This window comes from Rhodococcus rhodochrous (genome assembly GCF_900187265.1).
In the GTDB taxonomy this organism is placed as follows: domain Bacteria; phylum Actinomycetota; class Actinomycetes; order Mycobacteriales; family Mycobacteriaceae; genus Rhodococcus; species Rhodococcus rhodochrous.
In genome coordinates this window covers 2,077,150-2,098,566 of sequence record NZ_LT906450.1, presented here as the reverse complement: position 1 = coordinate 2,098,566, position 21,417 = coordinate 2,077,150, and the positions used below count along the sequence as shown (strand labels likewise).

The following is a 21,417-nucleotide window of genomic DNA, read 5'->3' as shown; positions in this document are numbered from 1 at the left end:
GACGGTCCGAGGTTGCGGACCAGCGCCATCGAGCCGAGGCCGAGGACGGCGGTGACGAGCGTGGGTCACGGCCGTGCCGACGAGCGGATCCCGTTCGGGCCTGAGCTCAGGCCCCCTCGTCGTATTCCGGCGGCAGGGCGGCGAACATGTCGCGGGTGACCGCGACCGCGTTGTCGGAACTGCCGCCGCGCACGACGAGCGTCGCGAACGCAAGATCACCGCGGTAGCCGACGAACCACGAGTGCGACCCACCCTCGACCTCGGCCTCACCGGTCTTGCCGTAGACGTCGCCCTGGTCCCGGATGCGGTCGGCGGTACCGCTGGTGATCACCAGGCGCATCATCTCGCGCAGACCCTCCACCATCTCCGGCGTCACCGGCGGCGGCGAATCCTCCACGACCGTCTCGCGACCCGCGATGAGGTAGGGCACCGGGGTACGACCGGCCGCGACGGTCGCCGCGGCGAGCGCCATCCCGAACGGGCTCACGACCACCTTGCCCTGGCCGAAGCCGTCCTCGGTCCGTTCGACGAGATCCTCCGCGGGCGGAACCGATCCGGTGAAGGTCGGCATCCCGACCACCTCGTAGTCCACGCCGATACCGAACTGCGAAGCGGCGACGGTCAGCGCGTCCGGGGCCATCTCGGAGGCGAGCTTGGCGAACGAGGTGTTGCAGGATCTAGCGAAAGCAGTGGCGAGAGAGACCGTCCCGAGCTCGAACTCGTTGTAGTTCGGCACGCTGCGCTCGCCGATCGTGATACGGCCCGGGCACGGGACCATCGTGTTCGGGGTCGCGCGGCCCTCGGCGATCGCCGCGCCCGAAGTGACGATCTTGAACGTCGAACCCGGCGGGTACTGCCCGGCCAGCGCGACCGGCCCGTCCCGGTCGGCGGCCTTGTTCTGGGCCACCGCCAGCACCGCACCCGTCGACGCCTCGATCACGACCGTCATCGCCTGCTCGGTGCGCGCCTCGACGGCCGCCTGGGCTGCGAGCTGGAGGGGACGGTCGAGGCTGACCGAGAACGACGGCACCGGCTGGGGCGGAGTCTCGGTGAGCACCCCGGTGTCCACGCCGTACTGGTTCACCACGACGACGCTCCACCCGGCCGTGCCGTCGACCTCGTCGATGACGGTCTTCTTGATCTGTCCCACGAGATCGGGCGCGAAGTTGCGGTCGGTCGCGACGAGGTCGGCCTGCTCGGTCACCACGACACCGTCGATCCCGGCGAGGCGCGGGGCGACACGCTCGTAGTCGTCCTCGCGCAGGCGCAGCACCGACCGCGGCCCGGACGAGGCCGTCACCGATTCGGCGATCGCCTGCGCCGTGAGCGAGGAATCGAACTCCGACAACGTCGACGCGAGCTGTCGTGCCGCACCGGCGACGTCCGTGGTCTGCGAGGCGTCGAAGGCGATGCCGTAGACCGTGCCGGGGACGAGGATGTCGCTGCCCGCGTGCTCGTTGACCCGGGCGCGCGGCGCCGGGCTGCTGCGGAGCTGTACGGTCTGCCGTTCACCGAGCTGCGGGTGCAGCGCGGACTTCGCCCACCGCACGACCCAGTCGTTCCCGCTGCGCCCCATGTTGAGCTCACCGGTGTACTGCCACACCCGGTCCTTCGGCAGGTGCCACTCGTAGTTGTATCCGACGGTCGCGGAGTCGCCGCTGATCCGGGTGGATGTCGTGGTGGCGGTGAGGGATTCGGCCTGAAGTCCGTCCAGGACCTCCTGTATCGCGACGGCCGCGTCGTCGGGACGGTCGGTGCGGTCCGCCGCCGACCCGACGTCCTGCGCCGCGAACGCGTCGAGGAACGCCTGTGCCGCGGCCTCCGGCCCGGCCGGACGCGGCGTGCACGCGACCGCCAGGCCGAGGAGCACGACGGCCGCCGACAACACAGCGCCGATCCGGAGTGCGCGTGCGTACGGGGATGCCGGGGTGGAACTTCGAGGTCTCATCGCCCGTCATCGTAGGCAGAGCCGACGGGAAATCAGTCGAGCAGCACCGTGGAGAACGTCGCGACCTGACGGAAACCCGCGCGGGCGTAGGCTCCGCGGGCCGGGGCGTTGAAGCTGTTGACGTAGAGGCTGGGCAGGCGGCCGCTGCGAGCGACCGCGCAGGCCACGGCGGCCGTACCGATCGTGCCGAGGCCCGAGCCGCGATGCGCGGGATCGACCCACACGCCCTGGATCTGGCCCACGGTGGACGACTGCGAACCCACCTCCGCCTTGAACACGACCTGTCCGTCCTCGAAACGCGCCCAGGCGCGTCCCGCCGCGATCAGGCTCGCGACGCGGCGCCGGTAACCCGCACCGCCGTCGCCGGTGCGCGGGTCGATGCCGACCTCCTCGATGAACATCGAGATCGCGGCCGGCAGGTAGATGTCGAGTTCGTCGGGCCGCACGGGACGGACCTGCGGGTCGGGTTCGACGAGGGGCTCGCGGTCGAGAACGAGGAGGGGTTGTTCGGCCCTCACCTCGCGGGGCGCACCCCACGCCGATTCGAGTCGCTCCCACATCGGCAGCGCGTACTCGGCGCGGCCGACGATGGACGAACACAGTCGCGGCCCGCGACTCGCGCGCTCGGCGAACGCCTGGATGTCGTCCGGACTGCCCAGCAGCGGAATGAGGTTCGCGCCCGAGAAGCACAGCGACGTCTCGGGGCCACCGCGACTCCACATCTCGCCGCCGACGGCACGCCCGTCAAGTCCGTATTCCTCGACGCGGCCGGCCACCATGCACGCGGCCACGGGGTCGCGGGAGAGCACCCGGAGCACCGCGGCGGTGTCACGTCCGCCCAACGACCGGACACCCAGAAGCTTGAGCACTCGCTCACCACCCGTCGACAAGCCGATACGAGATCAGAGTGCCATGCCGGACGGCGACGTGGAAACCTGAGTCCCCGAAAGTGAGAGAACGCCGTCCCGTGCGCCCCACCGGTATCAGCCGACCGACACCACGGGGCCACCGCCCGAGGCGTTGCCTTCCATCTCGTCGGCGATGCGCATCGCTTCCTCGATGAGGGTCTCGACGATCTGTGCCTCGGGCACGGTCTTGATGACCTTGCCCTTGACGAAGATCTGACCCTTGCCGTTTCCGGAGGCCACACCGAGGTCCGCCTCGCGGGCCTCACCGGGTCCGTTGACGACGCAACCCATCACCGCGACCCGCAGCGGCACCTCCATGCCCTCGAGGCCCGCGGTGACCTCGTTGGCGAGAGAGTAGACGTCCACCTGGGCGCGGCCGCAGGACGGGCAGGAGACGATCTCGAGCTTGCGGGGACGCAGGTTCAGCGACTGCAGGATCTGGGTGCCGACCTTGATCTCCTCGGCGGGCGGCGCCGACAGCGACACGCGAATGGTGTCTCCGATGCCCTCGCTGAGCAGCGCACCGAAGGCGACAGCCGACTTGATGGTGCCCTGGAAGGCGGGGCCGGCCTCGGTCACGCCGAGGTGCAGCGGGTAGTCGCACTGCGCGGCGAGCTGGCGGTAGGCCTCGACCATCACGACGGGGTCGTTGTGCTTGACGGAGATCTTGATGTCGCCGAAGCCGTGTTCCTCGAACAGGCTTGCTTCCCACAGCGCGGACTCGACGAGCGCCTCCGGGGTGGCCTTGCCGTACTTGGCGAGGAGGCGGGGATCGAGCGAGCCGGCGTTGACGCCGATGCGGATGGGAATCCCGGCGTCTCCGGCCGCCTTGGCGACCTCCTTGACGCGACCGTCGAATTCCTTGATGTTGCCGGGGTTGACGCGCACGGCCGCGCAGCCGGCGTCGATCGCGGCGAAGATGTACCGCGGCTGGAAGTGGATGTCGGCGATCACCGGGATCTTGCTCTTCTTCGCGATGATCGGGAGCGCGTCGGCGTCCTCCTGACGCGGGCACGCGACACGCACGATGTCGCAGCCGGACGCTGTGAGCTCCGCGATCTGCTGGAGGGTGGCGTTCACGTCGTGCGTCTTCGTGGTGGTCATCGACTGCACGGACACCGGGTGATCGCTGCCGACGCCGACATTTCCGACCATGAGTTGGCGGGTCTTGCGTCGGGGTGCGAGGACCGCAGGAATTTCGGGCATGCCCAATCCGACGGGGCTGGTCACAGTTCGCCTTCTTTCGTCGCTACTCGGCAAGTCTACCGGCGCAGATCAGAACAGCTTGATGGGGTTGACGATGTCTGCTGTGAGGGTGAGCACCATGTAGGCGCCACCGATGACCACCGCCACATAGGTCAACGGCAGCAGTTTCATGTAGTCCACGGGCGGGCCGACGGGCAGTCCGCGCAGGCCGCGCAGCCAGTTGCGGGCCTTCTCGTAGATCGCGACGGCCATGTGGCCGCCGTCGAGCGGCAGCAGCGGGAGGAGGTTGAACGCACCGAGGAAGAAGTTCAGCTGTGCGAGCAACAACACGAACGATTCCCAGATGCCGCGCTCGGCGAACTGACCGCCGATGACGCTGGCGCCGACGACGCTGACCGGGGTGTCGACCGCGCGCTCTCCCCCGGTGACGGCCGTCCACAGGTCGGCGACCTTGCTCGGCAGGCTCACCAGCGCCTCGGCCGTGCGGACCGCGAGGTAGCCGGTGAACTCGAAGGTCGCGGGGATCGCCGAGAGCGGCGTGTACTCGATGATTCCCGGCTCTCCACCGACACCGATCGCACCGACGGTGCGGGAGACGGGTTCGGCGTCGGGCGATTCGCTCTCGTAGACCCAGCGCTGGACCTGCTGCACCGTGACCGGCACGGTGAGGGTCTCGTCGCCGCGCTCGACGGTGAACGGCACGGTGCCGGACAGCGGCTGCGTGGCCCGGACGAGGTCGCCGAAGGTCTCGACGGACTGCCCGTCCACGGCGACGATCACATCGCCGGGTTCGATACCGGCCTGCTCGGCCGGACCGGGGCCCGAGCAGTCGGCCGGGGTGTAGTCGGGCGGACCGTCCTGGGTCGGCGCAGCACAGCCGACGGTGCCGACCACCGCGCGGTTGTCGGTGTTGGGCAGCCCCGCACTGGCGGCGAGGCCGTAGATGAGCACGATGCCGAGCAGGAAGTTCATCGCGATGCCGCCCGACATCACGACGAGGCGCTTCCACGTCTTCTGCTTGTACATCGCGCGCTCGACCTCGTCGGGCGCGAGTTCGTCCAGGGCCGTCATGCCGGCGATATCGCAGAACCCGCCGGCCGGAACCGCTTTGAGGCCGTATTCGGTCTCACCGCGACGGAAGGCGAACACACGGGGACCGAACCCGATGTAGTAGCGCCGGACCTTCATGCCCAGTTTCTGCGCGGTCCACATGTGGCCGGCCTCGTGCAGGGCGATGGAGATGGCGATGCCGAGGGCGAACACCACCACGCCCAGTGCGAACATCATGAGTGGCCGATCCTCCTATACGAGTGTGCGCGCCCGGTCGCGGGCCCAGCCGTCGGCGGCGAGCACGTCGTCCACGGTACTGGGTTCGGCGGACCACTCGTGTGCGTCGTTCAGCACGGCCTCGACCGTCCGAACGATCCGCGGGAACGACAGCGTCCCAGCGAGGAACGCCTCGGCGGCGACCTCGTTGGCCGCGTTGTAGACGGCGGTGAGGCATCCGCCGCCCACGCCCGCTTGGCGTGCGAGCCGCACCGCGGGGAAGACGTCGTCGTCGAGGGGTTCGAACTCCCAGGTGGACGCGGTCGAGAAGTCGAGTGCCGGGGCGGCGTGCGGAACGCGGTGCGGCCAGCCGAGAGCCAGTGCGATCGGCAGCTTCATCGACGGCGGCGACGCCTGGGCCAGGGTCGACCCGTCGACGAAGGTGACCATCGAGTGCACGATCGACTGCGGGTGCACCGTCACATCGATCCGGTCGTAGTCCACACCGAAGAGCAGGTGGGTCTCGATGAGTTCGAGTCCCTTGTTGACGAGGGTCGCCGAGTTGAGGGTGTTCATCGGCCCCATCGACCAGGTGGGGTGGGCGCCGGCCTGCTCGGGTGTCACCGATTCGAGGCGGTCGGCGGTCCAGCCCCGGAACGGGCCGCCCGAGGCGGTGAGCACGAGACGCGCCACCTCGTCACCGGTGCCACCGCGCAGGCACTGCGCGAGCGCGGAATGCTCCGAATCGACGGGCACGATCTGGCCCGGCGCCGCCGCCTTCGTGACGAGCGACCCACCCGCGACCAGCGACTCCTTGTTCGCCAACGCGAGTCGCGCGCCGGTGCCGAGCGCTGCGAGGGTCGGTTCGAGACCGAGGGATCCGACGAGGGCGTTGAGCACGACGTCCGCCTCGACGTCGCGGACGAGTTCGGTGACGGCGGTCGATCCGCTCCGGACCGGCAGGTCGAGACGTGCGGCGGCATCGGGGTCGGCGACGGCGACCTCGCGGACGCCGGTCGCACGGATCTGCTCGGCGAGCAGATCCGTCTTGCCTCCGCCCGCGGCGAGACCGACGACTTCGAAGTCGTCGGGATTGGCGGCGATCACGTCGAGTGCCTGGGTACCGATGGAACCGGTACTGCCCAGCAGGAGCACCCGGGTGCGGGAAGAAGATCGAGTGTCGGCCACGCGAGCATTGTTCCCCACGCACCTGAACAGTTCCTGAACCGGCCGGTGTCCACCCCTCGACAGGCGCCACACGCATGCCCCGCTTCGTACGACGCGGGGTCGTATGTCACGATAAGCAGCAACAGCAGCATCTGGTGAGCAGGAGGAAACCGTGGCCGGTACCGAGTTGCAGTCCACTCGTGGTGATGTGGCGGCGGAAGTGCCGTCCGCCGAGTGGGGTTGGAGCGGGGAAGCCCCCAAGTTCTTCCGCGTCATGGCCGTGATCGCGGCGGTGTTCCTGCTGCTGATGCTGATCGGCAACCACGAAGGCCACGTCGAGAGCCTGTACCTCATCGGTTCGGCGGCTCTGCTGATCTTCATCGTCGCGCGCGACGCGGTGCGTCGCCGCCGGTTGCGCTAGGTCCATCGACTGCGCTGGGTCCACAGACACGGAGGGCCCGTCCGGAGAATTCCGGACGGGCCCTCCGTGTCTGTCGGGGGTCGGCTCAGCTCGGCTGTCGCGTCTGTCCGCTCAGCCTTCGGCGGCGAGCTGACCGCAGGCCGCGGCGATCTCCTGGCCGCGGGTGTCGCGCACGGTGCACGACACCCCCTGGGCCTGCACGCGCCGCACGAACTCGCGCTCGACGTCCTTCGGGCTGGCGTCCCACTCGCTGCCCGGCGTGGGGTTGAGCGGGATCAGGTTCACGTGCACGAGCGACCCGAGAGCCTTGTGGAGCTTCTTGCCGAGCATGTCGGCGCGCCACGGCTGGTCGTTGACGTCGCGGATGAGGGCGTACTCGATCGAGACGCGACGGCCGGTCTTGTCGGCGTAGTACCGCGCGGCCTCGAGGACCTCGGCGACCGACCACCGGTTGTTGACCGGAACGAGGGTGTCGCGCAGTTCGTCGTCCGGGGTGTGCAGTGACACCGCGAGGGTGACGCTGAGTCCTTCGTCGGCGAGGCGGCGGATGGCCGGTGCGAGCCCGACGGTGGAAACGGTGACCGAGCGCTGTGACAGACCGAGACCTTCGGGTGCGGGTGAGGTGATGCGCCGCACCGCCGCGACCACGCGCTTGTAGTTCGCGAGCGGCTCACCCATGCCCATGAACACGACGTTCGACAGCCGTCCCGGTCCGCCGGCGACGTCGCCGTCGCGCAGGGCCGCGGCGGCCGCACGCACCTGGTCGACGATCTCGGCCGTGGACAGGTTGCGGTCGAGACCGCCCTGGCCGGTCGCGCAGAACGGGCACGCCATACCGCAACCGGCCTGGCTCGAGATGCACAGCGTGGCGCGGTCGGGATAGCGCATGAGGACGCTCTCGAGCAGGGTGCCGTCGTGGGCGCGCCACAGGGTCTTGCGGGTCTCACCGCCGTCGCACGCGATGTGCCGGACCGCGTCGAGCAGAGGCGGGAACAACGCCTCCCCCACCTTGTCGCGGACGGCGGCGGGCAGATCGGTCATCTTCGCCGGATCCGCCTCGAGCCGCCCGTAGTACTGGCGGGCGAGCTGGTCGGCGCGGAAGGCCGGAAGCCCCAGGTCGCGCACCGCATCACGACGCTGATCTGCGTCGAGGTCGGCGAGATGGCGCGGCGGAAGTCCGCGCTTGGGTGCATCGAAGACCAGGGGCAGGGAAGAAGCCATAATCACCTATTGTCCCATGATCCGGGACGGATGGGTCCGAGCGTCGCTGTGATACTCGCCCCCCTTCCCGGGCAGGTGTCACCGGTCGGTCTCCCTCACGCCGAGTTGCCCGAGCGTGGAGTGGGAATACGGGAGCATGGACATCATGACCGGTCTCGTCGCTCCCGAAGTCGCACGCTCGTGGTTGCTCGTTCCGGGCCGCTCCCCCGATCTCTTCGACGCCGCCGCCGACTCGCCGGCGGATGCGGTGGTGCTCGACCTCGAGGACGCCGTGCCCGCCGCGGCCAAACCCGCTGCTCGCGACGGCATCGTGTCGTGGTTGCGCGGGGGCGGGAAGGCCTGGGTGCGGGTCAACGACGCCACCACGTCGTTCTGGGCCGACGACCTCGCCGCGCTCGCCGGGCTTCCCGGCCTGCAGGGCGTCATGCTCGCGAAGGCGGAGAGCGGTCACCAGGTCGAGGCCACCGCCGGCCTGCTGCCGGAGGGCACGCACATCCTCGTGCTCATCGAGTCGGCGATGGGGCTCGAGGCGGCCCCCGAGATCGCCCGCGCGGAGGGCACCTTCCGCCTGGTGTTCGGCAGCGGCGACTTCCGGCGCGACACCGGCATGAGCGACAGTCCGATGGCGATGGCGTACGCACGGTCGCGTCTGGTCATCACGAGCCGCGCCGCGCGCCTGCCGGGCCCCATCGACGGCCCCACGCTCAGCGACGACCCCGAGGTACTGAAGCGTGAGGCCGAGCTGACCCGCTCGATGGGGATGACCGGCAAGTTGTGCATGACCGGTGAGCGCGCCTCGTACGCGAATGTGGCGTTGAGTCCGAACAGCACCGATGTGGACTGGGCGGAAGGTGTCATCGACCGGCTCGGCGAGGACGGGCGGAACGTCCGCGACGGCAGCGACCTGCCGAATCTCGCGAAGGCGAAGAAGATCACCGAGCTGGCGCGGATGTTCGGTATCGGCCGGTCGCGCTGACCGGTCTCAGCTCAGTTCAAGGCCGGCGGGTCTGCGGCGCACGTGCAGCCGGTAGCGCACGGTGAGCGTCGTGCCGGGTGTCTCCCGGATCGCTCGGGCCGCGACGCGCGGTGCGAACTCGATGCCGAGCACCCGTTCGAGGGTCGCGCGGTCGGGGAACTCCCACAGCGTGTCGATGCGGCGCAGATCGAATCCCTGCGCCTCGAAGAACGCCTCGACCGTCGCCGGGTCGTAATGCGGCAGGTCGTCGCACATCCAATCGCCGTAGGGATGGGCGGTGGCGTCGAGATCGACGACGGCGAGCGCCCCGCCGGGACGCAGCACCCGCATCGCCTCGAGGATCCCGGCGCCGCATCCGGGACCGAAGAAGTAGGCGGTGCGGGCGTGGACGAGATCGACCGAGGCGTCGGGAAGCGGTATGTCCGCAGCGGAGCCTTCCGTCACGGTGACCGACGGAAGACCGTCCACGCGGATGCGGGCCGCGGCGACCAGCGGTGGATGCGGTTCGATCCCGGTCACCGTGCGAGCGTCGGCCGCGAACATCGGAAGGTGGAAGCCCGAACCGCACCCGACGTCGACGACGTCGCGGCCGGTCCAGTCCGCGGCCTCCCGCAGCGCCGCGTACACGGCGCCGCGGGGGTCCTGCGCGCGGTTCTCCTCCTCGTACACCTCGGGCCAGTGCCAGATGTTGGGGCTGGCGATCACACCGCTCCCCGATTTCGGTGTACCGGGCTTCGGTGTACGGAGCTTCGACGAACGCACCATCGGGCGACTACACGAAGGCCGTGAGGATCAGCCAGGTGACGAAGGCCGACGGCAGGATCGAGTCGAGCCGGTCCATGATGCCGCCGTGTCCGGGCAACAAGGTGCCCATGTCCTTGATGCCGAGGTCGCGCTTGACCTGCGACTCGATGAGATCGCCGGCCGTCGCCGTCACCACGAGCACCGCGCCGAGCAACGCACCTGCCCACCACGGACCGTCGAGCAGGAACATCACGGTGAGCACACCGGCAGCGATGCACGCCACCGCCGACCCGGCGAAGCCTTCCCACGACTTCTTCGGGCTGATCGCCGGCACCATCGGGTGCTTGCCGAACAGGACACCCGAGGCGTAACCCCCGATGTCCGATGCCACGCACACGAGCATCAGGCAGAACACGCGCTGCGGGCCCTGATCCTCGAGGACCATGAGGGTCGCGAACGAGGCCAGCAGCGGCAGCCAGGCCGCGACGAAGACCGCGACCGCGGTATCGCGCAGGTAGTTGCGCGGTTGCGCGACGAGACCGTGGTCGAACAGACGCCACAGCATCGTCACGACGACCGTGCCCGCGAACGCGCCGAGCACACCCGTCGTGCCGTACGGCCACCCGAGCCAGATCATCGCCTGGCCACCGACCAGCAACGGCACTCTGGGGACGAGCACGTCGGCTTCGCGCAGACGCTTGGTGACCTCCCAGGTCGCGATACCGATGGCGATTGCGACCACGGCGAGCCACGCCTTCGGGGCGAACAGCAGGATCCCGATGACGAGCGCGCCCAGACCACCGCCGACCGCGAAGGCGGCCGGCAGGTCGCGTCCGGCCCGTGACGGTTTCTTCACCGGCTCCGACGCGGGGTCGGGGGCCGGCGTCGGGTCTGCAGGGGTGGCACCGGAGTCGGCTCCGGCACCGATTGGAAGCTGCGGGTCGGAGGACCCGTCGGCTCGACCCACCGTCAGACCTCCATCAGTTCGGCTTCCTTGTGCTTGATCAACTCGTCGATCTGACCGACGTACTTCGCGGTCGTCTTGTCGAGTTCCTTCTCGGCGCGGTTCACATCGTCCTCGCCGGCCTCGCCGTCCTTCTGGATACGGCCGAGTTCCTCCATCGCCTTGCGGCGGACGTTGCGCACCGCGACCTTCGCGTCCTCACCCTTGGCCTTGGCCTGCTTGACGAGTTCGCGACGACGCTCCTCGGTGAGCTGCGGGACCGAGATGCGGATGATGTTGCCGTCGTTGGTGGGGTTGACGCCGAGATCGGAGTTGCGGATCGCGGTCTCGATCGCGTTCAGCTGCGAGGCCTCGTACGGCTTGACGATGACCATGCGCGCCTCGGGAACGTTGATGCTGGCGATCTGCGTGATCGGCGTGGGAGCCCCGTAGTAGTCGACGACGATGCGGTTGAACATGCCCGGGTTCGCGCGACCGGTCCGAATGCCACCCAGATCGTCCCGGGCCACCGTGACGGCCTTCTCCATCTTCTCTTCGGCTTCGAAGAGGGCTTCATCGATCACGGCAGTTCCTCCATGTTCCGTTGTCCGTTCATGACCGTACGAGTGTTCCGATCTTCTCACCGGCGATGGCTCGGGCGATATTGCCCTTGGTCAGCAGATTGAAGACCATGATCGGCATGGCGTTGTCCATGCACAGGCTGAAGGCGGTCGCGTCGGCGACCTTGAGGCCCTGCTCGATGACCTCGCGGTGGGTGATCTCCTCGAACAGCTCCGCATCCGGGTTCGTGCGGGGGTCGTCGGAGTAGACCCCGTCGACGGCCTTCGCCATGAGGACGACCTCGGCGCCGATCTCGAGGGCGCGCTGCGCAGCGGTGGTGTCGGTGGAAAAGTACGGCATACCCATGCCCGCACCGAAGATGACCACGCGCCCCTTCTCGAGGTGGCGGCGCGCACGCAGCGGCAGGTAGGGCTCGGCGACCTGTCCCATCGTGATGGCGGTCTGCACGCGGGTGTCGATGCCTTCCTTCTCCAGGAAGTCCTGCAGCGCAAGGGAGTTCATGACCGTTCCGAGCATGCCCATGTAATCGGACCGTGCGCGTTCGAGACCGCGCTGCTGGAGTTCGGCGCCGCGGAAGAAGTTGCCGCCACCGATCACGACCGCGACCTCGGCGCCACCGCGCACGACCTCCGCGATCTGCTGGGCCACCGTGGTCACCACGTCCGGGTCGAGTCCGACCTTGCCGCCGCCGAACATCTCGCCACCGAGCTTGAGCAGTACCCGGCGGAATCCGGGCCGATCGTGGGCGTGGTCGGACATGACTCTCCTCTGGTTGCGCATGAATCGGCCCTTATCATCCTGCCTCATCCGCTCGAGGGAACCGAGATCGGGCGGATCGACACGCCACACCTGTCACCGCGCAGCACGCGCGGATGCCTCCGGGCCCCGAGGCGGCGTGGCCCGACACACCTCGACCCCGCCGGTTGTGAACCGACGGGGTCGTGGAGTGGAAGAACTAGCTGGCGCCGACCTCGAAACGCACGAAGCGGGCGACGGTCGCGCCGGCCTCGTCGAGGATCGCCTTGACGGTCTTCTTCGAGTCCGTCACGGACGCCTGCTCGAGCAGGACGACGTCCTTGAAGTAGCCGTTGACGCGGCCTTCGACGATCTTCGGCAGAGCCTGCTCCGGCTTGCCCTCGGCCTTGGCGGTCTCCTCGGCGATACGCCGCTCGTTGGCGACGATGTCCTCGGGCACCTCGTCACGGCTGACGTACTTGGCCTTCAGAGCGGCGATCTGCATCGCGGCACCGCGAGCGGCCTCGGCAGCGGCGTCGCCCTCACCGGTGTACTCGACGAGCACGCCGACCGACGGCGGCAGGTCGGAAGCACGCTTGTGCAGGTAGACGGCGGTCTGGCCGTCGAAAGCAGCGACGCGACGCAGCTCGAGCTTCTCGCCGATCTTCGCAGACAGCTCCTGGACGAGGGCGTCGACGGTCTTACCGTCGATCTCGACGGCCTTGAGCGCCTCGACGTCGTTCGCGCGGGCCTGCGCGGCAGCGGTGACGACCTTGTCGGCGAGAGCCTGGAACTCGTCGTTCTTGGCGACGAAGTCGGTCTCGGAGTTCAGCTCGACGAGCACGCCGTCCTTGGCCACGACGAGGCCCTCGGCGGTGGAGCGCTCGGCGCGCTTGCCCACGTCCTTGGCACCCTTGATGCGCAGCTGCTCGACGGCCTTGTCGAAGTCGCCGTCGTTGTCGGCGAGCGCGTTCTTGCAGTCCAGCATTCCGGAGCCGGTGAGCTCACGAAGACGCTTGACGTCGGCGGCGGTGTAGTTCGCCATGGAAGCGAGCCTCCTGTGTCTGTGGTGGAAAAGTCTCTGGGGGCGGCCCTACCGCGCGGATGGGCTCGGGCCGCGATGCGACGGCCCCGACCAGGATCTCTCGATCGGAAGGTCGGGGCCGGGCAACGAATCAGGCCTCGGGGGCCGCGTCTGCTGCGGGGGCTGCGTCCGCTGCGGGCGCCTCGGCGTCGGCGGCGGGGGTGGCCTGCGAGAGCAGCTCCTGCTCCCACTCGGCGAGAGGCTCGGCACCGGCCTCGGGCTTGGCCTCGGCGTCGCTGCTCTTGCCGGCGCGGGCCTGCAGGCCCTCGGCGACGGCGGAAGCGACGACCTTGGTCAGCAGCGCCGCGGAACGGATCGCGTCGTCGTTACCCGGGATCGGGTAGTCGACGAGGTCCGGATCGCAGTTGGTGTCGAGGATCGCGATGACCGGGATGTTCAGCTTGCGGGCCTCACCGACGGCGATGTGCTCCTTGTTGGTGTCGACGACCCAGATCGCCGACGGAACCTTCGCCATGTCGCGGATGCCGCCGAGGGTGCGCTCCAGCTTGTTCTTCTCACGCGTGAGCATGAGGATTTCCTTCTTGGTGCGTCCCTCGAAGCCGCCGGTCTGCTCCATCGACTCGAGCTCCTTCAGGCGCTGCAGGCGCTTGTGGACGGTCGAGAAGTTGGTGAGCATGCCGCCGAGCCAGCGCTGGTTCACGTAGGGCATGCCCACGCGGGTGGCCTCTTCGGCGATGGATTCCTGAGCCTGCTTCTTGGTGCCGACGAACAGCACGGTTCCACCGTGAGCGACGGTCTCCTTGACGAACTCGTACGCCTTGTCGATGTACGTCAGGGTCTGCTGCAGGTCGATGATGTAGATGCCGTTGCGGTCGGTGAAGATGAACCGCTTCATCTTCGGATTCCAGCGACGGGTCTGGTGTCCGAAGTGGGCGCCGCTGTCGAGCAGCTGCCGCATAGTCACAACAGGCATGCCTGTTTCTCTCTTTCGTGTCGGTTTCCGCGGTGGATCTTCCGATCCCCGCCCTGGCGTCCACATGTCCGTCGAACCCTTGCGGGACCGGCCGACGGCCATTTCCGATGCGGCCCGGAGAAACGGGTCGGCATCGATGCGCGGACGCGCGAAGTCGATCTGCGTATACAGACCGCCCGACAAGTGTACGCGGAGCGGGCGCGGATCCCTAACCGGGAGTCACCGGTCCTGTGGATGGATCCGGGCTAGTCCACAGATCGCGTCGACGCCTGGTGCGCGGGAGTCCGATTCACGAGGCTGACGGGCATGCTTCTCGCCGCGCCCTTCCGGACGATCGCCGTTGTGATCGCCGCGTTCGTCGTGCTCGCCGTCGTCCCGGGAACCGGATCGGCCGACACCGGACGGTTCGTGTGGCCACTCGATCCCCGGCCGGCCGTGAGCCGGCAGTTCGACCCACCCGAGCAGAACTGGCTCCCCGGTCACCGCGGAGTCGATCTCGACGCACGAGCAGGACAGACCGTCGTGGCCGCCGGTGACGGCGTCATCGCGTTCGCCGGTGTCGTGGCCGGGAAACCCGTGGTCTCCGTCGATCACGAGGGCGGGCTGCGCACCACCTACGAACCGGTCGAGGCGTCGGTCGCCGCGGGCCGCCGGGTGACGAGAGGTGATCCCATCGGCACCGTCGTCGCGGGCCACGAAGGCTGCGCGTCCTCCGCATGTCTGCACTGGGGACTGCGCCGCGGCCGCGACGACTATCTCGATCCCCTCCCCCTCGTGGAGCGCCCGGTGATCCGCCTGCTACCGGTGTGACGCCCGGCGCCCCGGCTAGTGCACCGCGTGCCGACCCGACAGTGCGGGGAAGTCGTCGGCGACCATCGCGGCGAGTTCGACGAACGCCGTGCGGGTCGCGGGGCGGAGCCGTTCGAGATCGATCTCGGCTCCCTCGGCGAGATGCTCGTCGAAGGGCAGCACCTTCACCGCGCGGCACCGCGCCAGGAAGTGCGCGGTCAGCGCGTCCATGTCGATACTCGCCGCACCCGGGCGCGGCGAGCTGATCACCACGACCGTACGTTCGACCAGGTCGGAGTAACCGTGAGCCTGCAGCCAGTCGAGGGTCGCCGCCGCACTGCGCGCCGCATCGACCGCCGGCGACGCGACGAGCACGAGGGTGTTCGCCAGGTCCAGTACGCCACGCATGACCGAGTGCATGATCCCGGTCCCGCAGTCGGTGAGGATCACGTTGTAGTAGACCTGCAGGATGTCGACGACGCGCCGGTAGTCCTCCTCGCTGAACGCTTCCGAGGCAGCGGGATCGCGTTCGCTCGCAAGCACTTCGAGTCGGCTCGGCGCCTGCGAGGTGTGGGCGCGCACGTCCGAGTACCGGCGGATGCCCGACGCCTTCGCGAGCAGGTCCCGCACGGTCGAGGTGGTCTGCTGCGGGATCCTCTGCCCGAGGGTGCCGAAGTCCGGATTCGCGTCGACGGCGATGACGCAGTCGCCGCGCAGCGACGCGAACGTCGACCCCAGTCCGACGGTCGTGGTGGTCTTGCCCACCCCGCCCTTCAGGGACAGCACCGCGATGCGGTAGTCGCCCGGGATCGGCTGGCGGATCCGGGCGACGAGATCCTCGCGGCGTTCACTGCCTCCGCCCTCGAGCCTGCCACCGGTCAGCCGGTCGACCCGTTCTCGCCATCGCCGCGTCGAACGTCGTGACCTGCGGACGAGCACTCCCGACGCGAGGTCGACGTTGGACGGCCGATCGTCGAACCGCTGTGCCTCGTGCTGCAGGTCGTCGACCGGCAGATCGTCGACCACAGCGTCCGTTCGCGCCGGCAGCGGGGCCGGGACCGCTGCGGACTCGGGATCGCCCGGACCGGGCGCGACCTCCGAAACCTCCGGGCTCGCCACCTCCGGCTCGGGTGCAGGTGCCACCGTGTCGGGCTTCGCCTCCGCGACTGCGGGCACCGGATCCGCGGTGGCGGAGGCAGGCTCGGGCTCGGGCGGCACTTCCGGCACCGTCGCCTGCGGCACTACCGGCACCGTCGCCTCCGGCACTACCGGCACGGTCGCCTGCGGCTCCGGGTCGTCGTCCGTACTCATCCGGGGCCGCAACGCCATGCCGAGAGGCACGGAGGCCGTCATCCCGAGCGGAGCGGAGGGGGCGGGTGGAGTCGCACCGTCGCCGGACGAAGTGGATGGGCCGGGCGTCTCGGTACCCCTGGCCGCGCGGCGGAGACCGCGTCGCGCGTGGTCGGTTCCGGATTCCGGTGGATCCTGCAGCCAGGCGGGCACGGCAGGACCCGGGTCGTTGCGTCTCATCTGTTCCCCCGATTCGATGGTGCCGGCGCACGCTATCAAACCGGGACGGCTTCTCGGGCAGGCCGATCAGGCGCGAGGATGGGCCTGATCGTGCGCGGCACGCAGGCGCGCCACCGAGACGTGGGTGTAGAGCTGCGTGGTGGCCAGACTCGTATGGCCCAGCACCTCCTGGACCACGCGCAGGTCCGCTCCCCCTTCGAGCAGGTGCGTCGCCGCACTGTGCCGCAGACCGTGCGGCGCGAGGTCGGGTGCGCCCGGCACCGACGAGACCGCCTCGTGCACCACCGACCGGACCTGCCGCTGGTCGATCCGACCACCGCGCTTGCCCAGCAGCAACGCCGCACCCGACGACGGGCGTGCGAGATGCGGGCGTCCGTGACGCAACCACGCGTCGAGCGCCTCGGCCGCGGGGGTCCCGTAGGGGACGATCCGTTCTTTGTCGCCCTTGCCGAGGACCCGGACGACCCGCCGCTCGGCGTCGACGTCGTCGATGTCGACCGCGCACAGCTCCCCGACCCGAATTCCGGTCGCATACAGCAGCTCGACGATCACCCGATCACGGAGGGCGATGGGATCGAGTTCGCGCGCACCGGATTTCGCGGCCTCCATGATCTCCAGCGCCTGGTCGTCGCGGAGCACCGCGGGCAGTGAGCGGTGCGGACGCGGTGAGACGAGACGCGTCGCCGGATCGGCGTCGAGTCGCCGGGTGCGCACGAGCCATGCCGTGAAGACGCGTGCCGACGAGGTACGCCGCGCGAGCGTGGTGCGGGCCGCCCCCGCCGCCACCATCCCGGCGAGCCAGGACCTCAGCACATCGAGATCGAGGTCGGTGATGCGCGCATCGGGATTCCGGTCGGCGAGGTGCTGCAACAGCGAGCGGATGTCGGTGCGATACGCGCGGATCGTGTGCTCCGAGCGGTTGTCTTCGAGGCGGAGGTGATCGACGAAGTCCCCCAGGTGTACGTCCAGCGTCGCCGGAAGCATGTCGGATTCGTTGCCTCGCATGGGTCTACCGTGCGGCACGACCGGCTCGGGTGCAACGACCCGCGCCGACTAAGGTGCTTTCGTGAACAAAACGATCCCGGTACCGATGTTGTGCGCACTGGCGTTGCTGTCGGCGATCGCGCCGCTCGCCACGGACATGTACCTCCCGGGACTTCCCGTCATGGCGGAGAGCCTGGACAGTTCGACCGTCGGCGTCCAGCTCACGCTCACGACGTTCATGGCGGGTCTCGGGCTCGGCCAGCTGCTCGTGGGTCCCCTGTCGGACGGCTGGGGCCGGCGACGGCTGATCCTCGCCGGCACGATCGTCCTGGCGGTGAGCAGCGCGATCTGCGCGATGGCGCCCACCGTCGAGATCCTGATCGCTGCGCGTCTGATCCAGGGCTTCAGCGGCGGCACCGGCATCGTCCTCGCCCGGGCGGTCATCGCCGACCGGGCGCGAGGCAATCAGGCCGCCAAGCTGTTCAGCCTGATGATGATCATCGGTGGCATCGCGCCCGTCGCCGCTCCTCTGCTCGGTGGCGTGCTGCTGGGACCGATCGGATGGCGCGGCATCTTCTGGGTGCTCACCGGCCTGGCCGTCCTGATGGCCGTCGGCGCCTTCGCGTTCGTCCCAGAGACCCTGCCGCCGGAGAAGCGACACGCCGGCGGTCTGAAGACGATGGCCGGCAACTTCGGATACGTCCTCCGGCAACGACGCTTCGTCGGTTACGCCGCCGCCATGGCCCTGGGATTCGGCGCAATGTTCTCGTACATCTCGGCCTCACCCTTCGTCACCCAGAACATCCTCGGCCTGAGCCCCGGACAGTTCTCTCTGGTCTTCGCCGTGAACTCGGCCGGTCTCGTGCTGGCAAACGCCGTCAACACCCGCCTCATCGGCCGGTTCGAGGTGCGGACACTGCTGCTCTTCGGTGTGACCACCATGTTCACGGCAGGTGCGCTGCTGTTGCTGACGATGGTCGTCGTCGGCTACGTCGCGGCGCTGATCCTGCCGCTGCTGTTCGTCGCGATCAGCATGATGGGTCTGACATTGGGCAACGCCACCGCGTTGGCCCAGTCGCAGGTCCCGAAGGCGGCCGGTACGGGCTCCGCCGTGATCGGCGCCTCCCAGTTCGGTCTCGCTGCCGTGGTCTCCCCGCTCGTCGGGCTCGGCGGCGAAGGCACCGGTATCCCGATGGCCGTCGCCATCGTGGTCTGCTCGGGACTGGCGCTCACCTCCGCCGCGGTGCTGGCACGTGACTCCGCCGCGGTGCCGGCGCGCGAGTCCGCGAGCTGACGTGAACGACCGGCCGTCAACTGCTCGCGACGGCCGCCAGTTCGCTCTTCCACACGCGGAAGCCCTCCTCGGTGCGTCCACGACGCCAGTAACCCGAGATCGACGCGCGCGCCGGCGGTACGGCCCGCTCCTTCCGCAGGTACGGCCGGATGTGCTTCATGACGGCCTCGGCCTCTCCGTGCACGAAGACTTGCACGTCACCGTCCGGCCAGGGCAGGGCCTTCACCGCAGCGACGAGGGGTGAGTTGCCGTCGATCAGGTCGGCACCGGCGTCTCCGGCCGCGACACCGCGATGGAGCCAGGTGACGTCCACACCCGCCGGGGCGTCGAGCTTCAGCTCGTCGCCGGGCCCGATGACCTCCAGGAAGACCGCGCCCCGCGCGTCGGCGGGCAAGTCCTCGAGCGCGGCCGCGATTGCGGGGATCGCGGTCTCGTCGCCGGCGAGCAGATGGAAGTCGGCGGAGCGATCGGGCCGGTATCCCGCCCCGGGTCCCCGCACCACGACCTGCGTGCCCGGCTGTACCGAGCGAGCCCACGGCCCCGCGACACCCTCGTCGCCGTGCACGACGAAGTCGATCCAGATCTCCCGGGCGTCCGCGTCCACGCGCCGGACCGTATAGGTGCGGACGACCGTGTCGTTCCCCGCAGGCAGCTCGATTTTCACGTAGCTGTCGGTCTCCGCGCGGGCCTGGAACCCGCCGAAGCCGTCTCCGCCGAGTACGACGCGGACGAAGTGCTCGCCGATCGTCTCGGTCCGCAGGACCGTGAGTGTCGTCCCCATGGGCGCTTTCCGTGCCACCGAACCTCCTATTAGGGTTACCTATTATCGCGTCACCGTACTCTGTCGCGGGGTGCGGCGGGGAGGTCACGATCGGCGAGGCTCTAGGCTCGAGAACATGAGCACCACCGCGGCCGACATCGCCACCTGGATGACCGACATCATCACCACCGAACGCAGGGTCACCCAGACCGACATGGTCGACGCGATCGAGGCCAAGTTCGGCTCCGAGTGGATCTACGTGAACGACAACGGCCACCCGTCCATCGACCGCGCTGTCCTCAAGGAGTTCCGCAAGGCCCACCGCGGTGCCGTGAAGTGGGACCGCGAGGACCGCGCCTGGTACGTCGAGGACGCGCCGACGGCCGAGCCCTCCGACGAGTAGTCGACACTCGGGCCCCTTCGCAAGACACCGATTTCGCAGGCGAGCACGGTAATCCTCCGAATTCACCCCTCGCGTGTCCGGCGGAACGGCGCGAAGTCTGTGAGCATACGGTCACGACTCCTTCGCGCGACCGTCTCCGGCACTGCCGAGCCGATCGGCGCGTCGGCAGCAGGTCGGAGGGCGCCGGGTGGACATCGAGAACGAGCGGGAACCTTCCGTACCCGCCCGCGAACTCGCGACGATCTGTGTGCTGGCGATCGTGGCCGGCACCGTCATCGGTGTCGTCGGCGGAGCCTTCCGCTGGTGCCTGGAACGGCTCGAACGATGGCGGATCCACACCGTGGAGTGGGCGCACGAACTCCCCGGTCCGGGATGGCTCGTGCCGGTGGGGATCACGATCCTCGGCGCACTGCTCGCGGCGCTGATCGTCCGGGTGGTCCCCCTCGCCTCGGGTAGCGGGATCCAGCACGTCGAGGCCGTCGACCGCGGGCAGGCCGCGCCACCACCCCTGTCGGTGCTGCCCTCCAGATTCGTCGGGGCACTCCTGTCGATCGGGTCGGGCCTCGTCCTGGGGCGGGAGGGTCCGATCGTGCACATGGGTGCCGCGGTGGGCGCCGAGACCGCACGCCGCTCCCGGCACCCCGAACACGAACGTCTGCTGCAGACCTCGGTCTCCGGTGCCGGACTTGCGGTCGCGTTCAACGCCCCGATCGGTGGTGCGCTGTTCGTCTTCGAGGAGGTCACCGGCAGCTTCCGTTTCCGCACCGTCGTGCCCGTCGTCCTGTCGGTGGCCGCCGCGGTGGCGTGTTCGCGGACGATCGTCGGCGACACCCCAGACTTCACCGTGGACCCCATCGCTCCCCCGTCCATCGTCCTGCTGCCCGTCTTCGTGGTGTTCGGTCTGCTCACCGGATTGCTCGGCGCGGCCTACAACCGGATGGTCCTGGGATCGCTGAGCGTGGTGGAGTCGATCCGCTCGCTCTCGCCGGTGACGAAGGCCGCGATCATCGGCGGACTCGTCGGGTTGTTGTCGGTGGTCGCACCGTGGGCCGGCGGTGGCGGCGACTCCCTCGTCCAGCACGTGGTGGGCGGTGGCGCCCTCGCACTGCCGGTGGTCGCCTGGTACGTCCTGCTGCGGTTCGTCGCGGGACCGCTGTCGTATGCGGCCGGGACACCGGGCGGATTGTTCGCGCCCCTCCTGGCACTGGGTGCTCTCTGGGGACTGTTGTGCGCCGGGATCTGCGCCGTGATCGTCCCCGGGATCGGGTCGTCCCTCGCCGTACCGATGGCGATCGCAGGGATGGCCGCCCTCTTCGGCGCGTCGGTGCGGGCGCCGATCACCGGAGTCGTCCTCGTCGTGGAGATGACCGCGGTGACGGGGGTGACGGTCCCGATGCTCGCCGCGACGATCTGCGCCGTCGTCGTGGCATCCTCCACGCGGGTCCCGCCCATCTACGACAGCCTGCGCAACCGCATGTTCGGCGCCCCTCCCGACCGCGCGTAGACCCTGGCATCGATCCAG

The 21,417-nt window shown here is 69.2% G+C and carries 21 protein-coding genes; 6 read left to right on the top strand and 15 right to left on the bottom strand.

Annotation, left to right across the window (positions count from 1 at the left end):
- Positions 1–106: 106 nt before the first annotated feature.
- The 5 genes from CKW34_RS09565 to dxr all read right to left on the bottom strand — a co-directional run bounded on the left by CKW34_RS09565 (position 107) and on the right by dxr (position 6,483).
- Positions 107–1,948: a penicillin-binding transpeptidase domain-containing protein gene (locus tag CKW34_RS09565; RefSeq protein ID WP_179161676.1), complete on the bottom strand. Its 1,842-nt coding sequence runs from the start codon at positions 1,946–1,948 to the stop codon at positions 107–109.
- A gap of 32 nt (positions 1,949–1,980) precedes the next feature.
- Complete coding sequence (locus tag CKW34_RS09560) at positions 1,981–2,817, bottom strand: GNAT family N-acetyltransferase (protein WP_016691223.1); 837 nt, start codon at positions 2,815–2,817, stop codon at positions 1,981–1,983.
- Positions 2,818–2,931: 114 nt separating this feature from the next.
- Positions 2,932–4,086, bottom strand: a complete 1,155-nt coding sequence (gene ispG / locus CKW34_RS09555; RefSeq protein ID WP_016691224.1) for a flavodoxin-dependent (E)-4-hydroxy-3-methylbut-2-enyl-diphosphate synthase — start codon at positions 4,084–4,086, stop codon at positions 2,932–2,934.
- Positions 4,087–4,131: 45 nt separating this feature from the next.
- Positions 4,132–5,349, bottom strand: coding sequence for a M50 family metallopeptidase (locus tag CKW34_RS09550; RefSeq protein ID WP_059381187.1), 1,218 nt, complete (start codon positions 5,347–5,349; stop codon positions 4,132–4,134).
- 15 nt (positions 5,350–5,364) lie between these two features.
- A complete protein-coding gene (gene dxr / locus CKW34_RS09545; RefSeq protein ID WP_095092017.1) occupies positions 5,365–6,483 on the bottom strand; it encodes a 1-deoxy-D-xylulose-5-phosphate reductoisomerase in 1,119 nt (372 codons plus the stop codon).
- Between the two features lie 184 nt (positions 6,484–6,667).
- On the opposite strand from dxr, the gene CKW34_RS09540 reads away from it, so the two are divergent.
- Positions 6,668–6,916, top strand: a complete 249-nt coding sequence (locus tag CKW34_RS09540; protein WP_059381186.1) for a DUF2631 domain-containing protein — start codon at positions 6,668–6,670, stop codon at positions 6,914–6,916.
- Between the two features lie 111 nt (positions 6,917–7,027).
- On the opposite strand, the gene rlmN is transcribed toward CKW34_RS09540, so the two are convergent.
- Positions 7,028–8,137 (bottom strand): dual-specificity RNA methyltransferase RlmN, encoded by a 1,110-nt coding sequence (rlmN, locus tag CKW34_RS09535; RefSeq protein ID WP_059381185.1) that lies wholly within the window; start codon positions 8,135–8,137, stop codon positions 7,028–7,030.
- 136 nt (positions 8,138–8,273) lie between these two features.
- Here rlmN and CKW34_RS09530 point away from each other — a divergent pair, with 136 nt between their 5' ends.
- The gene (locus CKW34_RS09530) at positions 8,274–9,113 is read left to right on the top strand and encodes an HpcH/HpaI aldolase/citrate lyase family protein (RefSeq protein WP_059381184.1); all 840 of its coding nucleotides are present in this window, start codon (positions 8,274–8,276) and stop codon (positions 9,111–9,113) included.
- Between the two features lie 6 nt (positions 9,114–9,119).
- Here CKW34_RS09530 and CKW34_RS09525 read toward each other — a convergent pair whose 3' ends face one another.
- The 6 genes from CKW34_RS09525 to rpsB form a co-directional block, all read right to left on the bottom strand.
- Positions 9,120–9,818 (bottom strand): class I SAM-dependent methyltransferase, encoded by a 699-nt coding sequence (locus CKW34_RS09525; RefSeq protein ID WP_059381183.1) that lies wholly within the window; start codon positions 9,816–9,818, stop codon positions 9,120–9,122.
- A 67-nt stretch (positions 9,819–9,885) separates the two neighbouring features.
- The gene (locus CKW34_RS09520) at positions 9,886–10,824 is read right to left on the bottom strand and encodes a phosphatidate cytidylyltransferase (protein WP_059381182.1); all 939 of its coding nucleotides are present in this window, start codon (positions 10,822–10,824) and stop codon (positions 9,886–9,888) included.
- Positions 10,825–10,826: 2 nt separating this feature from the next.
- On the bottom strand, positions 10,827–11,384 hold the full coding sequence (gene frr, locus CKW34_RS09515; RefSeq protein WP_024100638.1) for a ribosome recycling factor: 558 nt from the start codon (positions 11,382–11,384) through the stop codon (positions 10,827–10,829).
- Positions 11,385–11,412: 28 nt separating this feature from the next.
- Positions 11,413–12,141 (bottom strand): UMP kinase, encoded by a 729-nt coding sequence (gene pyrH, locus CKW34_RS09510; protein WP_059381181.1) that lies wholly within the window; start codon positions 12,139–12,141, stop codon positions 11,413–11,415.
- A 196-nt stretch (positions 12,142–12,337) separates the two neighbouring features.
- On the bottom strand, positions 12,338–13,162 hold the full coding sequence (gene tsf, locus CKW34_RS09505; protein WP_059381180.1) for a translation elongation factor Ts: 825 nt from the start codon (positions 13,160–13,162) through the stop codon (positions 12,338–12,340).
- A 130-nt stretch (positions 13,163–13,292) separates the two neighbouring features.
- Positions 13,293–14,135 (bottom strand): 30S ribosomal protein S2, encoded by an 843-nt coding sequence (gene rpsB, locus CKW34_RS09500; protein ID WP_059381179.1) that lies wholly within the window; start codon positions 14,133–14,135, stop codon positions 13,293–13,295.
- A gap of 306 nt (positions 14,136–14,441) precedes the next feature.
- Here rpsB and CKW34_RS09495 point away from each other — a divergent pair, with 306 nt between their 5' ends.
- Complete coding sequence (locus CKW34_RS09495; RefSeq protein WP_059381178.1) at positions 14,442–14,945, top strand: M23 family metallopeptidase; 504 nt, start codon at positions 14,442–14,444, stop codon at positions 14,943–14,945.
- 15 nt (positions 14,946–14,960) lie between these two features.
- On the opposite strand, the gene CKW34_RS09490 is transcribed toward CKW34_RS09495, so the two are convergent.
- Entirely contained in the window at positions 14,961–16,454 is a 1,494-nt protein-coding gene (locus tag CKW34_RS09490) for a MinD/ParA family ATP-binding protein (RefSeq protein ID WP_059381177.1), read from the bottom strand.
- 66 nt (positions 16,455–16,520) lie between these two features.
- Positions 16,521–17,459: a tyrosine recombinase XerC gene (locus CKW34_RS09485; RefSeq protein ID WP_059381176.1), complete on the bottom strand. Its 939-nt coding sequence runs from the start codon at positions 17,457–17,459 to the stop codon at positions 16,521–16,523.
- Positions 17,460–17,544: 85 nt separating this feature from the next.
- On the opposite strand from CKW34_RS09485, the gene CKW34_RS09480 reads away from it, so the two are divergent.
- Entirely contained in the window at positions 17,545–18,732 is a 1,188-nt protein-coding gene (locus CKW34_RS09480; RefSeq protein WP_059381175.1) for a multidrug effflux MFS transporter, read from the top strand.
- A gap of 16 nt (positions 18,733–18,748) precedes the next feature.
- On the opposite strand, the gene CKW34_RS09475 is transcribed toward CKW34_RS09480, so the two are convergent.
- Entirely contained in the window at positions 18,749–19,513 is a 765-nt protein-coding gene (locus tag CKW34_RS09475; protein ID WP_059381174.1) for a siderophore-interacting protein, read from the bottom strand.
- Between the two features lie 115 nt (positions 19,514–19,628).
- On the opposite strand from CKW34_RS09475, the gene CKW34_RS09470 reads away from it, so the two are divergent.
- Together CKW34_RS09470 and CKW34_RS09465 are read left to right on the top strand one after the other, a co-directional pair.
- Positions 19,629–19,895, top strand: a complete 267-nt coding sequence (locus tag CKW34_RS09470) for a DUF6953 family protein (RefSeq protein WP_059381173.1) — start codon at positions 19,629–19,631, stop codon at positions 19,893–19,895.
- Positions 19,896–20,082: 187 nt separating this feature from the next.
- A complete protein-coding gene (locus CKW34_RS09465; protein ID WP_059381172.1) occupies positions 20,083–21,399 on the top strand; it encodes a ClC family H(+)/Cl(-) exchange transporter in 1,317 nt (438 codons plus the stop codon).
- The last annotated feature ends 18 nt before the right edge of the window (positions 21,400–21,417 follow it).

Bases quoted from the DNA above. Each gene is read 5' to 3' on its own strand.
- CKW34_RS09565 (WP_179161676.1), bottom strand. From the start codon at position 1,948: ATGAGACCTCGAAGTTCCACCCCGGCATCCCCGTACGCACGCGCACTC.
- CKW34_RS09550 (WP_059381187.1), bottom strand. From the start codon at position 5,349: ATGATGTTCGCACTGGGCGTGGTGGTGTTCGCCCTCGGCATCGCCATC.
- rlmN (WP_059381185.1), bottom strand. From the start codon at position 8,137: ATGGCTTCTTCCCTGCCCCTGGTCTTCGATGCACCCAAGCGCGGACTT.
- CKW34_RS09530 (WP_059381184.1), top strand. From the start codon at position 8,274: ATGGACATCATGACCGGTCTCGTCGCTCCCGAAGTCGCACGCTCGTGG.
- pyrH (WP_059381181.1), bottom strand. From the start codon at position 12,141: ATGTCCGACCACGCCCACGATCGGCCCGGATTCCGCCGGGTACTGCTC.
- tsf (WP_059381180.1), bottom strand. From the start codon at position 13,162: ATGGCGAACTACACCGCCGCCGACGTCAAGCGTCTTCGTGAGCTCACC.
- rpsB (WP_059381179.1), bottom strand. From the start codon at position 14,135: ATGCCTGTTGTGACTATGCGGCAGCTGCTCGACAGCGGCGCCCACTTC.
- CKW34_RS09495 (WP_059381178.1), top strand. From the start codon at position 14,442: ATGCTTCTCGCCGCGCCCTTCCGGACGATCGCCGTTGTGATCGCCGCG.
- CKW34_RS09490 (WP_059381177.1), bottom strand. From the start codon at position 16,454: ATGAGACGCAACGACCCGGGTCCTGCCGTGCCCGCCTGGCTGCAGGAT.
- CKW34_RS09485 (WP_059381176.1), bottom strand. From the start codon at position 17,459: ATGCGAGGCAACGAATCCGACATGCTTCCGGCGACGCTGGACGTACAC.
- CKW34_RS09480 (WP_059381175.1), top strand. From the start codon at position 17,545: ATGTTGTGCGCACTGGCGTTGCTGTCGGCGATCGCGCCGCTCGCCACG.
- CKW34_RS09475 (WP_059381174.1), bottom strand. From the start codon at position 19,513: ATGGGGACGACACTCACGGTCCTGCGGACCGAGACGATCGGCGAGCAC.
- CKW34_RS09470 (WP_059381173.1), top strand. From the start codon at position 19,629: ATGAGCACCACCGCGGCCGACATCGCCACCTGGATGACCGACATCATC.